Origin of the sequence: Flavobacterium chuncheonense (genome assembly GCF_042686145.1) — a bacterium.
Lineage (GTDB): Bacteria > Bacteroidota > Bacteroidia > Flavobacteriales > Flavobacteriaceae > Flavobacterium > Flavobacterium chuncheonense.
This window is the reverse complement of the sequence record NZ_JBHUPC010000017.1, coordinates 1-12,941: the sequence shown is the minus strand read 5'-3', so window position 1 is coordinate 12,941 and position 12,941 is coordinate 1. Positions and strand designations below refer to the sequence as shown.

Below are 12,941 nucleotides of genomic sequence, written 5' to 3'. Positions count from 1 at the left end.
AGTTAGTTCTCTATTGGTTTCTCCTCCGATTTCCAATTAACAATTCCTCCCTCTAAATCGGTTACGGTTGTAAAACCCGCTTCTTTCAATTTTGCAGCAGCTTTAGCACTTCTACCCCCCATTTTACAATACACCATCACTGGTTTTGTTTTATCCAAAGTAGCTATTTTAGTATCAAACGAAACATCACTAATATTCATATTAACGGCATTCGGTAAATGACCTTCTGCATATTCTTCTGGCGTTCTCACATCTACCAATTGCACATCTGATGCTTGTGATTGTTGTTCAAACAGCGTTGGATTTACTAGTGATACACCTTCTTGTTTTTGCTCAATACAAGAAACGAATAATAAGGAAAGTGCTGCTAAAGCTAAAAAACGTAGTTTCATTTATTTTTTAAATTTGATTAAATATACAAAAAAATTAATTTAAATGTTGTTGAATAATACCCACTAAATCTCGTGTCGATAAAACTCCTGATTGACGCCAAAGCATTTGTCCTTCCCTGAACAACAACATCGTAGGTACACCACGTACACTAAATTCAGCCGCTAAATCTTGGTGTTGATCTACATTGATTTTAATAATTTTCACATCGTCTTTCACAATGGATTTCACTTCTTGTAATATAGGCGCCAACATTTTACAAGGTCCACACCAATCGGCGTAAAAATCGACTAAGGTTAATTGTTTTTGATTGATTATCGCATTAAATTTTGCATTCATAAGTTCTAATTTTTACACAAATTTACTGCAAGAAACAGACCAAATATGTAATCTATGTTACATTGCTGCCAATATGACAATTATCATTTTTTAGAAAATCAAACAACAGTACTTTTGAATAAATTAATAAAGTATGCAGCCTTCATTAGTTCAAAAATATAACGTACCAGGACCTCGCTATACGAGTTACCCAACTGTACCCTATTGGGATGAAACTTCCTTTTCTTACGAGAAATGGAAAACATCCTATTTGCAAACCTTTCAAGAATCTAATGCCACTGAAGGCATCAGTCTATACATCCATTTACCGTTTTGCGAAAGTTTATGTACTTTTTGTGGGTGCCACAAACGCATAACCAAACGCCACGAAGTGGAACATCCTTACATTTTAGCCATTCTTAAAGAATGGGAATTGTACTGCGATACTTTCCCTACCAAACCATTGATTAAAGAAATCCATTTAGGCGGAGGAACCCCTACATTTTTCTCGCCTGAAAATCTAAAAACGTTAATCAACGGCATCTTAAAAGAAAGTTTTGTTACCCCAGAACATGAATTCAGCTTTGAAGGGCACCCCAATAACACCACCCGAGAGCATTTACAAACCTTGTATGATTTGGGATTTCGCAGGGTAAGTTTCGGTGTTCAAGATTATTCGGAAAAAGTACAAACCGCTATACACCGTGTGCAACCATTTCATAATGTTGCAAAAGTAACGCTTTGGGCAAAAGAAATAGGTTATACATCTATCAGTCACGATTTGATTTTTGGATTACCTTTTCAAACTTTAGAAGACATTCTAGACACCATTGACAAAACCAATTCGTTGCATCCAGATCGTTTGGCTTTTTACAGCTATGCTCATGTTCCATGGATAAAAGGTAACGGCCAACGTGGTTTTAAAGATGAAGATGTACCAAAAGACGATACCAAACGTGAATTGTACGAACAAGGAAAATTACAATTGGCCAAACACGGTTTTCATGAAATTGGCATGGATCACTTTGCATTGGAAAACGATTCTATGTTTACCGCTTTTCAAGAAGGAAAATTACACCGTAACTTTATGGGGTATACCACCACCAATACCAAACTTATGATTGGTTTAGGTGTTTCTTCCATCAGTGACAGTTGGAATGCTTTTGCACAAAACGAAAAAGTATTGGAGGACTATTACGCACGTTTGGACAACAATGAAATCCCAGTATACCGTGGTCATATTTTAAATAATGAAGATTTAATCATACGCCGTCACATATTAAATATCATGTGTCAATTTGAGACTTCTTGGAAAGACAAAGCCCAACAATTTTCAGAATTGCAAAATATTTTAGATGCAGTACAAGAAATGGTACATGACGGCTTATTGGAAATTCATGAAGATGCCCTTACCGTTACCGAAAAAGGAAAACCATTTGTCCGTAATATCTGTATGGCTTTTGATTTAAAATTAAAACGAAAAGCACCGCAAACCCAATTGTTTTCGATGACAATTTAATTTTTAAAAAATAATACCCTTAAATTTTAATGAACAATTTTAGAGCTCTTTTACCTAAACACTATTTAATAGTCTAAAATCCGTACCTTTGCCACAAATACGGCATACATGAAAACATTTCAGGATTTCGACTTACCAAAATCATTACAAAAAGCCTTAGACGAATTAGGTTTTGTACACCCTACTCCTATTCAAGAAAAATCGCACTCGGTAATTTTATCGGGTAGAGATATGATGGGTATTGCCCAAACAGGAACTGGGAAAACTTTTGCGTATTTGATTCCAATTTTAAAACAATGGAAATTTCAAGATAACGAAGCACCACGTGTTTTAATTTTAGTTCCTACACGAGAATTGGTAGTACAAGTAGTGGAAGAAGTGGAAAAACTGACGCAATTTATGTCGGTAAGAACCTTAGGCATTTATGGTGGGGTTAACATTAATACCCAACGTAAAAGTTTAGCCGAAGGCGTTGATGTTTTGGTAGGAACACCAGGTCGTGTAATGGACTTGGCACTAGACAATGTGTTGCGTTTTGACAATTTGCAAAAGTTAGTCATTGATGAGTTTGATGAAATTCTAAACCTTGGTTTCCGTGTGCAGTTGACCTCTATTTTGTCAATGATGAAATCAAAAAGACAAAACATTCTGTTTTCGGCTACTATGACCGAAGATGTAGATGAAATATTAGACGAATACTTTGATTTTCCCGAAGAAGTTTCTTTAGCGCCAAGTGGAACACCTTTGGAACAAATTACACAAAAACTGTATACCGCTCCTAACTTTTTAACCAAGTTAAACATTATCAAGCATTTATTGGCTACCGATGAAACGATGGAACGTGTGTTGTTTTTCGTAAATAATAAGCGTATTGTAGAAGTTGCTTTTGATGCCTTGGAAGAAGATTTCCCTAGTCAATTTGGCGTTATCCATTCCAATAAAACTCAAAATTATCGTTTACAATCGATGGCGAGTTTTCAAAGTGGCGAATTGCGCGGGTTAATTACTACCGATGTAATGGCTCGTGGTTTGGATATTTCTAACATTACTCATGTTTTCAACTTACAATTTCCTGAAATTCCAGAACAATACATTCACCGTATTGGTCGTACCGGTCGTGCCGATAAAGAAGGTGTCGCTTTGAGTTTTATAGCGCCATACGAAGACGAACGTTTGTTAGCCGTTGAGGAATTAATGAACATGGAAATCCCTATTTTAGACATTCCAGAAGGCGTTGAAATTGCTGAAAAGCGTTTGGAGTTTGAAAAAGATAAAAAACGTTTTAAAACGGTAGGTAAAAAAATCAACTTAGAGGAAAAAGGGCCATCTTTCCACGAAAAGAAAGAGAAAAACAAGAAAGTTAACCTTGGAGGACCTGGAAAAACAAAACCTCGTAAAACCGCACCTCGTAATCGTGCTGTGGAAGCAAAACGTGCAGCAAAACGTAAGAAAAAGAAATAAGACTTTATATTAAATGGCTAGCGATTTTATACACGAAGAAAACTTTAACGGTACAATTTTTACCGAAGAAGCTATTAAATACAAAGAGTTTGAAAATTGTACGTTTACCAATTGCGATTTCAGAGCGTGTACTTTTGTAAGTGTATATTTTATCGACTGTACGTTTACCGATTGTAATTTCCACGATACTAAAATCAACTACGTTTCACTACGTGGTGTTGAATTTATAAAATGTGATTTTACGAACGTTAATTTCGCCATGACCGATCAGGTTATTTACGATTTCAACTTCACCGATTGTCTTTTGGATTATAGTAAATTCTACGCCTTAAAACTGAAGAAAATTCGTTTTACGGGTTGTAGTTTAGTATCTGCTGATTTTATGAAAACCGACTTAACCGAAGCGGTTTTTGACAATTGCAACCTTCGCCGTACAGTTTTTATTGAAACCATTTTAAACAAAGCAGACTTTAGCACCAGCTACAATTATACCATTGACCCAGAACTCAACAAATTGAAAAAAGCACAATTTGCTATGGAAGGTTTAAAAGGTTTATTGGAAAAATACGACTTGGTCATTCGATAGTTTTTAAATTAATAAAATCATTCCTCTTCCTTAAAATCAATAATCGTTGTTAACAACTTTTATCGGTTTGTATTTTCTATCTTATTATATTAGATTTTACAAAAAGTTGATAAAACAATAAGTAATTCAAATAATTTTATGGATAACTCTTTTTCTTATAGTTTATTTTTTTGGCAAGCACTCGTATTCAGTATTGCAGCCTTATGGATGTATTGCTTAGTTGACATTCTAAAAAGCAAATTTGAACGAAATGATAAAGTCTTTTGGTTTCTGGGTGTATTAGCCGTTCCTCTTTTTGGTTCAATTTTATACTTAACAAGAGGAAAGAAAACTAAAATACAGTCGAAATAGCCGTTTTTAAAAAATCCAAAACTTCTAATTTTTAAAACAAATCATTAGAGCTCATTGCATTCAAAACAAAAACACTAAAAATATTTTCATCCCTTCAAAAAAGTCTAAAATGACCTATCTGATAAACTGAATTGCTTTTCGTATATTTGCCTCATACGAGCTGTGCATGAAGGTTATTGAGAACTAGCGTAAATGCCACTTCAATAACTCAAAAAAATTAATATGTCAGTTCAAATTTGTACTTGCGAAGGTTTAAATCCTAAATGTAAAAAATGCTTTGGTAGCGGCTATATGAATACCAACATTCCTGAAAAAGCATCTGAGCAGAAAGCCTCTAAAAAAAACAATACAAAAACCGAATCATATCTTCCAGAAAACATTGAGGTTTTACAAGTTAAAGAAATTCAAAATATAACCTATAAGCTTATCGATAAATTGGATTTAAAATCGAAACAACAAATGCGTATACTGCATTCGATTCCTTTTAAAACCAATACTTTCCGCAGGGATTTCAAAGATAAATTTGAAAGTTTACGCATAATGGAAAACGAAAAACGTTTGTTACGTAAAGAACTTAATACTCTTGCTTCACAACTAACCCAAAATAACTTCTCCTTCCATTTTAAATTCAACCATTTACTATCCGATAAAGACATTGATGTAACTTCAAACCGAGAGCTAAAAACTTTACTTCGCGAATATAAAAAGCTGAAAAAATAAATGTTAATTCTTACTTTTTGAGTTTATAATTCGAAAGAAAATCCGTAAATTGAATGTAATATTAATTCAAAACTAAAAGTTTATGTTAGTACAAATTAACACGGATAAAAATATCGAAGGCTTCAGCAGAATGAATGACTTTTTCACTGAAGAAGTAAAAAAAGAATTGGCGCGTTTTGATGATAAAGTTACACGCGTAGAAGTACATTTTGGTGACGAAAACAGTACTAAATTTGGTAAAGATGACAAACGTTGTACTATAGAAGTACGCATGGAAAAGAAAAATCCAATTGCCATTACGACACACGCTGAAACAATTGAAAAATCGTTTTATGAAGCCATCGAAAAAATAAAACGCAGTTTGGGTACAACCCTAGAAAAAATGCGTGCTCATTAAAATAAAAAAGGACAATCATTTGATTGTCCTTTTTTATATATAAATTGTACTAATTGCTTGTTATTTCAAACTTGCTAAACTTTGTTCAATAGTAGCAATCTTTGCTAAAGCATCAGCTTCTTTTTTACGTTCGTTAGCAATTACTTGTTCAGGTGCACCGTTCACAAATTTCTCATTGCTCAACTTTCCTTGTACCGAACGCAAGAAACCTTGAATATATTTTAATTCTTCCTCAAGCTTCGCAACTTCTGCTTCTACATCAATATTACCTGAAATTGGAATAAAATACTCATTTGATTTCACACGGAACGTCAACGACCCGTCAACAGCTTCCGTTACATATTCTAAACTTTCTACATTACCCAATTTCAAAATAACCGCATCAAAAGTAGTAGCTACTTTTTCATTGTTGATTACTTTCAAGTCGATAGTATCTTTAAACGAAATGTTCTTTTCTTTACGAATGGTACGAATACCTGAAATTACTTCTGATGCAAAATCAAACGCTGGAATTAAATCAGCATTAGTATCCTTCATTGTTGGCCATTCCGAAACAATTAAAGCTTGCTCTGGAGTTCTATCAGCAATATATTGCCAAATTTCTTCCGTTAAGAATGGCATAAACGGATGTAACAATTTCAAGTTTGCTTCCAACAATTCGATTGCTTTGTCAAATGTAGCACGGTCAATTGGCTGTTGGTAACCTGGCTTAATAATCTCTAATAACCACGAACAGAAATCGTCCCATACCAGTTTGTAAATTGCCATTAAAGCGTCTGATAAACGGTATTTTTCAAAATTATCCTCAATTTCAGCTAAAGTTTGTTGCAACTTCGCTTCATACCAATCAATCGCAATTTTTGAAGCTTCTGGTTGTGCTATATCCGCTACTTCCCATCCTTTAATCAAACGGAATGCATTCCAAATTTTATTGGCAAAAGCTTTACCATTGTTACACAACTCTTCGTCAAACATGATATCATTTCCTGCAGAGGCACTCAATAGTAAACCTACACGAACACCATCGGCACCAAACTTCTCTATTAAATCTAGTGGATCTGGAGAATTTCCTAACGATTTTGACATCTTACGACGTTGTTTATCACGAACCAATCCCGTTAAATATACATTATTAAAAGGTTTTTTACCCGTATACTCATAACCTGCAATAATCATACGTGCAACCCAGAAAAATAAAATATCCGGACCTGTTACCAAATCGTTTGTTGGATAATAATATTTAAAATCTTCATTTTCTGGATCTAAAACGCCTCCAAAAACCGCCATCGGCCATAACCATGACGAGAACCAAGTATCCAATGCATCTGCATCTTGTGTTAAATCTGCAGCTGTTAAGTTAGGATTTCCAGTTTTGGTTTGTGCCAAAGCTAGAGCAGCTGTTGGGTTTTCAGCAACTACGAAATCTTCTTTACCTTCACCATAATAATACGCAGGAATTTGTTGTCCCCACCATAATTGTCTCGAAATGTTCCAATCGCGAATATTTTCCATCCAGTGACGGTACGTATTGTTGAATTTACTTGGATATAATTTTACTTCTTCTGTCTCTAAAACTGCTTTTATAGCTGGCTTTACCAACTCTTCCATTTTTAGGAACCATTGATCTGACAAACGTGGCTCAATAACTGCTTTTGTACGTTCAGAAGTTCCTACTTTATTCATATGGACTTCAGTTTTCACCAAAGCTCCATTAGCTTCTAACTCTTTCGCAACTTCCTCACGTGCAACAAAACGATCTTTTCCTGCAAATTGCAATCCGAAAGTGTTTAATGTAGCATCTTCGTTGAAGATATCGATAATCTCTAAATTGTGCTTGTCACCTAATTCTTTATCATTAACATCATGTGCTGGTGTTACTTTTAAACAACCTGTTCCAAATTCAACATCTACATACTCATCTTCAATAATTGGAATAACGCGGTTACAGATAGGTACAATAGCTTTTTTGCCTTTCAAATGCGTAAAACGCTCATCATTTGGGTTGATACAAACCGCAGTATCTCCAAAAATAGTTTCTGGACGTGTTGTTGCAATAGTTAAGGTATCGTTACTACCTTCGATTTTATAATTGATAAAATACAATTTACCTTGACGTTCTTCGTGAATTACTTCTTCATCCGACAAAGTAGTTTTTGCTTCTGGGTCCCAGTTAACCATACGGAAACCGCGGTAAATCATACCTTTATTGTACAAATCAACAAACGACTTAATAACAGATGCCGACATATCTTCATCCATCGTAAACTTGGTTCTGTCCCAATCGCAAGAACAACCTAATTGTTTCAATTGTTCCAAGATAGTACCACCGTATTTATCGGTCCAGTCGTAAGCGTGCTTTAAAAACTCTTCACGTGTTAAATCGGATTTATTAATTCCTTCCGATTTTAATTTTGCTACTACTTTGGCTTCTGTAGCAATAGAAGCGTGGTCGGTTCCGGGTACCCAACATGCGTTGTAACCTTTTAAACGAGCACGACGAATTAAAACATCCTGAATGGTATTGTTCAACATATGTCCCATGTGCAAGACACCCGTTACGTTTGGTGGCGGGATTACAATAGTATAAGGAGTACGCTCATCGGGTGTGGAATGAAAATAGTTATTTTTCATCCAGTAGTCGTACCATTTTTTTTCTACGTCTTTTGGGTTAAACTGTGCTGGAATTGCCATTACTGTATTTATTTTATTTCGTTTTATTACTATTAAATTTACTAAAATGCTATGATCTCCTATATAGCCCTGATGGAAGCAAGCTACCGTGTAGCGCGAACAGCAGGAAAATGGATAGCTTAAACTCCCAAATTATTCGCTTTAAATTATTTAAAAATAAGTTTGGTATCGTTTTTGCACTCTATAGTGTGCAAAAGTAACGATATATGCTAAAATAAAAAAGCGATTATATATTTGTTCTTAAGGCAAAAGTGTTTATTTTTACGATAACCTATTAATTTTAAACTTATGAAAAATTTATTACGAATAGTGACAATTCTGTTGTTTAGTATTTCAACTTTTGCACAAGATGGTCCTAAAATTGAATTTAAAGCAGAAACCATTAATTACGGTGAAGTTGTAAAAGGAGTAGACAGCGGAATAAGAGAATTTGAATTTACCAATACAGGAAATGCTCCATTAACTATTAAAAATGTAAAATCGAGTTGTGGTTGTACAGTTCCAGAATGGCCAAAAACACCAATTGCTCCTGGGGCATCGGATAAAATTGTTGTCAAATACAATATGAACCCTGGACCAATTTCTAAAACGATTACTGTTGAAAGCAATGCCGTGAATAAGCCAAATGGTATTGTTCCACTTCGCATTAAAGGAACAGTTGTTAAAAAAGAAGAAAAAAAATAATATTACAAAGAGCTTTAAAATTTTGAAGCTCTTTTTTTATAGTACCTTTTCCAAATAAAACTCAAATTCCATTTTTTTCCCTTCACGTTGAATCACCATTTTTATTTTCTTTCCTTCTTCCGATTGAAACAAATCCGTTATTTTTTGAATGGAATAATTATAGGCCTTTCTCCCATTAATACTAATAATTTTATCTCCAACGTTTAAACCTGCTAAATAGGCTGGGGAATCTTTCCGAACTGCATATATCTCGAAAACAGGTTTTAATTTATATTTAACTGTATAACTTTTAGGCCCCATTTCATTAACATACACTGGAGTTCGTAACAATTGCTCTTGTTCAGTTGAAGTCAATTCTTGTATCAATTGAATACCATTATGCTGAATCTCTAAACCTGACATATTATAGTGAAAGGGGCGATTAAAAAAACTATTCGTTTTCATATAAAATCTTTGGTTTTTATAATCAAAAAACCAATCAAATCGTTTCATAATCTCTCCTCCTAAAGATCCATTGCGATTCTCAGTTAAAGAAATATTTGTTTTTGATATACTATCAGGATAAGAAACTAAAGCACCATCAAATTCAAACTCATTCAAGTATAAAGTTTTAACCCTAGACTTTTTACCCATAATTTCTCCGCTTAATCCTCTACCTAAAACGTCTACAAAAAAAGATTCTTCACAGCGTATTGAATCATTTTCAAATAACCATAGACCATCACCTAAACCAGAATCCACAAGCAAGTATAATGAAACTTCACTTTTATTGATTACAGCATTTATGGTAATATATGGTCTGTCATCAATTATTTTTACTGCTATACTTTGAAACTTATTTTTTATTTTGTGTAAAGCAGTTTCGCTCTCTCTAAACAACACTATCTTTCTTTTATCATAATCAATATTAACCAGATAATCTTTGAAGAAATCGGCACCTACAATACCATTTACTGGCATACCTAATTTATTTATAATACTTATATCTTGATCGGTAACTAATAAAAACTCAACATCATCGTTTCGTAGTGATTTAATTGCTAAAGAATTATGCTTTGATAAGTAAGCATAAATAATTTCTCCATACCCTACTCCTTTAATTTTCACCTTTTCTGCATGCTCAAAAACTAAAGTATCATTTTCAGGAAAACTAAATAATAAATTTCGCTCTGATCCCGTATCCAAAATCATTTTTAACTCAACCTCATTTACCATAACATCTGCAATGATTAAATTATGAGAAAGTTCAAAGGGTATGGAGACTTTATCATTTTTAGAATGCCACTGAAATTGAGCTTCACAAATAAAGTTTGTAAAAAAAAGAAGTAAGCAAGCTATTTTAACATATGCTTTCATTAAAATAGAAAATAGATTCACTTAAATGTAAGAAATTAAGCGAAATAACGGAAGTGTTTAACATTTTTAAAACATAATATTTTTAGTAATATCAAAAAAAGTTGCAATTTTGCAAATCAAAATAAACGACAATGCCAAATATTTCACAAAAAGGCTTACAAATGCCTGAGTCACCAATTAGAAAATTGGTTCCGTATGCAGAAATTGCAAGAAAAAAAGGACACAAAGTTTACCATTTAAATATCGGTCAACCAGATATTAAAACACCACAAGTAGCACTTGATGCGGTAAAAAATGCAAACATTGAAGTATTAGAATATTCTCACTCAGCAGGATTTGAAAGCTATAGAGAGAAACTTTCACAATATTACAAAAATCAAAATCTACCTATTGATACACAAGATATCATTATCACTACAGGTGGTTCTGAAGCTTTACTTTTTGCTTTAGGTAGTACTATGGATGCAGATGATGAAATCATTATCCCAGAACCTTTCTATGCCAACTACAATGGATTTACAGTTGCTTCTGGTGTAAAAGTTGTTCCAGTAATTTCTAGTATTGAAACAGGATTTGCATTACCTCCTATTGAAGATTTCGAAAAATTAATTACACCTAAAACAAAAGCTATATTAATTTGTAACCCAGGTAACCCAACAGGTTATTTGTATTCACAAGAGGAAATCAATCAATTAGCTGAAATTGTAAAAAAACACGATTTATTCTTAATTGCTGATGAAGTATATAGAGAATTTACATATGATGGATACAAACATTACTCTGTAATGAATGTTCCTGGATTAGAAAATCATGCAATCATGATTGATTCTGTTTCTAAGCGTTTCAGCATGTGTGGTGCTCGTATAGGATGTATCGTTTCTAAAAATAAAGAAGTAATGGCTGCTGCCATGAAATTCGCACAAGCACGTTTAAGTCCACCAACTTATGCTCAAATTGCTAGTGAAGCTGCATTAGAAACTCCTCAAAGTTATTTTGATGAAGTAATCACAGAATACAAAGAGCGTCGTGATATTTTAATCTCTGAATTAGAAAAAATTGACGGTGTAAAAGTAGCAACTCCAAAAGGAGCTTTTTATTGCATTGCTAAACTACCAATTACTAATGCTAATGATTTTGCACAATGGTTATTAGAAACTTTTGAATTAGATGGAGAAACTGTAATGGTTGCACCTGCAGCAGGTTTTTATTCTACACCAAATGTAGGTCTTGATGAAGTAAGAATCGCATATGTTTTGAAAAAAGAAGACTTAATCCGTTCTGTAGCAATCTTAAAAGCAGCATTGGAAATCTACACTAAAAAATAACCACTTCTTTTAGTCTATAAATAAAAAGACCACCCTTACGAGTGGTCTTTTTATTTATTCCAATTTCAACTATCGTTTCATTGAGAAATGTGATTTAAACACTTTTGGTTGATCGTTTTCAATATACTCTAAAGTAAACCAATAATCTGTTGAAGGAAGAGGTTCTCCATTGAAAGTTCCATTCCATCCCTCAGCACCATCTAATGTACTAATTTGTTTGATTAACTTACCATAGCGGTCAAAGATATACAACTTAGCATTTGCTTGGTTTAATCCTGATATTTTCCATGTATCGTTTACTCCATCTCCATTTGGTGTAAAGTATTTTGGATAATCAATTACCATTACTTCTATTGTTAAGTATGTACAACCTTGCGTATCAACAACTGTAACAGTGTGTGTACCTGGACTTACTCCTGTAAACACTCCTGTATCCTGAGCTGCATCATCATCCATTTGGTATTGATAAGTACCATTCACTCCTGGATCTATAGTAACGATAACGGTTGCATTATCACTAAACGCATCGGTAACTGTATAACTAATATTGGTTGCTGGTGTTGTTGCAATAACTGTTACTGTATTTGATGTTCCTATACAGTCTGTAGTCGTGTTTTCAACTACAACAAAGTAGTTACCCGCTTGACTTATCTCTAGTGTCGGCACACTTGTAACTGCAATTGCTGTCGTAGGATCACTTGTTTCATACCATGAAAACTCATAGCCTGTTCCAAAATCTCCAGCGTTTAACCAATACGTTTGATAAACTGTTCCTGTTCCGTCCACACAAATTGCGCCATCTTCTAATACTGGCATTGGCAATGGATTAACAAACACGGTATAATCTGTATAACCTCCTTGACAATTTCCTAATTTTGTACGAACACGGTACACCACATAACCTTGTGTTGCTCCTGTTGTTGTCAACACCTCGTTGATTTGTAATGGTGCAACTCCTGATCCATTAGTTGCTCCTGCAACACCATTTACATCATACACAAACCATTCTACTTCTGTACCCGGTATTGATGGGTTGGTCACAGACAATGTAATATTTGGTGACTCTCCACTACAAATTGTAACATCTGGTGATGGTATAGGCGTACCTGGTATAGGATTAACCGTTATTGTTTGTGTTACAAC

The 12,941-nt window shown here is 34.0% G+C and carries 13 protein-coding genes; 8 read left to right on the top strand and 5 right to left on the bottom strand.

Going from position 1 to position 12,941, the window contains the following annotated elements:
- Window positions 1-2: 2 nt before the first annotated feature.
- Window positions 3-392: a rhodanese-like domain-containing protein gene (locus ACFS5J_RS11305; RefSeq protein ID WP_379812298.1), complete on the bottom strand. Its 390-nt coding sequence runs from the start codon at window positions 390-392 to the stop codon at window positions 3-5.
- A 34-nt stretch (window positions 393-426) separates the two neighbouring features.
- Window positions 427-729, bottom strand: a complete 303-nt coding sequence (gene trxA, locus ACFS5J_RS11300) for a thioredoxin (protein ID WP_379812297.1) — start codon at window positions 727-729, stop codon at window positions 427-429.
- Window positions 730-862: 133 nt separating this feature from the next.
- Here trxA and hemN point away from each other — a divergent pair, with 133 nt between their 5' ends.
- The 6 genes from hemN (at window position 863) to ACFS5J_RS11270 (ending at window position 5,742) form a co-directional block, all read left to right on the top strand.
- On the top strand, window positions 863-2,227 hold the full coding sequence (gene hemN, locus ACFS5J_RS11295; protein WP_379812296.1) for an oxygen-independent coproporphyrinogen III oxidase: 1,365 nt from the start codon (window positions 863-865) through the stop codon (window positions 2,225-2,227).
- A 108-nt stretch (window positions 2,228-2,335) separates the two neighbouring features.
- Complete coding sequence (locus tag ACFS5J_RS11290) at window positions 2,336-3,688, top strand: DEAD/DEAH box helicase (RefSeq protein ID WP_379812295.1); 1,353 nt, start codon at window positions 2,336-2,338, stop codon at window positions 3,686-3,688.
- Between the two features lie 13 nt (window positions 3,689-3,701).
- Window positions 3,702-4,274 (top strand): pentapeptide repeat-containing protein, encoded by a 573-nt coding sequence (locus ACFS5J_RS11285; RefSeq protein ID WP_379812294.1) that lies wholly within the window; start codon window positions 3,702-3,704, stop codon window positions 4,272-4,274.
- A gap of 138 nt (window positions 4,275-4,412) precedes the next feature.
- Window positions 4,413-4,625: a PLD nuclease N-terminal domain-containing protein gene (locus ACFS5J_RS11280; protein WP_379812293.1), complete on the top strand. Its 213-nt coding sequence runs from the start codon at window positions 4,413-4,415 to the stop codon at window positions 4,623-4,625.
- A gap of 222 nt (window positions 4,626-4,847) precedes the next feature.
- Window positions 4,848-5,345, top strand: coding sequence for a hypothetical protein (locus ACFS5J_RS11275; protein WP_379812292.1), 498 nt, complete (start codon window positions 4,848-4,850; stop codon window positions 5,343-5,345).
- 82 nt (window positions 5,346-5,427) lie between these two features.
- Window positions 5,428-5,742, top strand: coding sequence for an HPF/RaiA family ribosome-associated protein (locus tag ACFS5J_RS11270; protein ID WP_379812291.1), 315 nt, complete (start codon window positions 5,428-5,430; stop codon window positions 5,740-5,742).
- A gap of 60 nt (window positions 5,743-5,802) precedes the next feature.
- Here ACFS5J_RS11270 and ACFS5J_RS11265 read toward each other — a convergent pair whose 3' ends face one another.
- On the bottom strand, window positions 5,803-8,433 hold the full coding sequence (locus ACFS5J_RS11265; protein ID WP_379812289.1) for a valine--tRNA ligase: 2,631 nt from the start codon (window positions 8,431-8,433) through the stop codon (window positions 5,803-5,805).
- A 288-nt stretch (window positions 8,434-8,721) separates the two neighbouring features.
- Between ACFS5J_RS11265 and ACFS5J_RS11260 the strand changes: the two genes are divergently transcribed.
- Window positions 8,722-9,117: a DUF1573 domain-containing protein gene (locus ACFS5J_RS11260; RefSeq protein WP_379812288.1), complete on the top strand. Its 396-nt coding sequence runs from the start codon at window positions 8,722-8,724 to the stop codon at window positions 9,115-9,117.
- Window positions 9,118-9,153: 36 nt separating this feature from the next.
- Here the strand turns inward: ACFS5J_RS11260 and ACFS5J_RS11255 are convergent, their stop codons facing one another.
- Window positions 9,154-10,473: a PDZ domain-containing protein gene (locus ACFS5J_RS11255; protein WP_379812287.1), complete on the bottom strand. Its 1,320-nt coding sequence runs from the start codon at window positions 10,471-10,473 to the stop codon at window positions 9,154-9,156.
- A gap of 131 nt (window positions 10,474-10,604) precedes the next feature.
- Here ACFS5J_RS11255 and ACFS5J_RS11250 point away from each other — a divergent pair, with 131 nt between their 5' ends.
- Window positions 10,605-11,798: a pyridoxal phosphate-dependent aminotransferase gene (locus ACFS5J_RS11250; protein WP_379812286.1), complete on the top strand. Its 1,194-nt coding sequence runs from the start codon at window positions 10,605-10,607 to the stop codon at window positions 11,796-11,798.
- Between the two features lie 69 nt (window positions 11,799-11,867).
- On the opposite strand, the gene ACFS5J_RS11245 is transcribed toward ACFS5J_RS11250, so the two are convergent.
- A partial coding sequence (locus tag ACFS5J_RS11245; protein ID WP_379812285.1) for a T9SS type B sorting domain-containing protein occupies window positions 11,868-12,941 on the bottom strand: 1,074 nt, incomplete at its 5' end.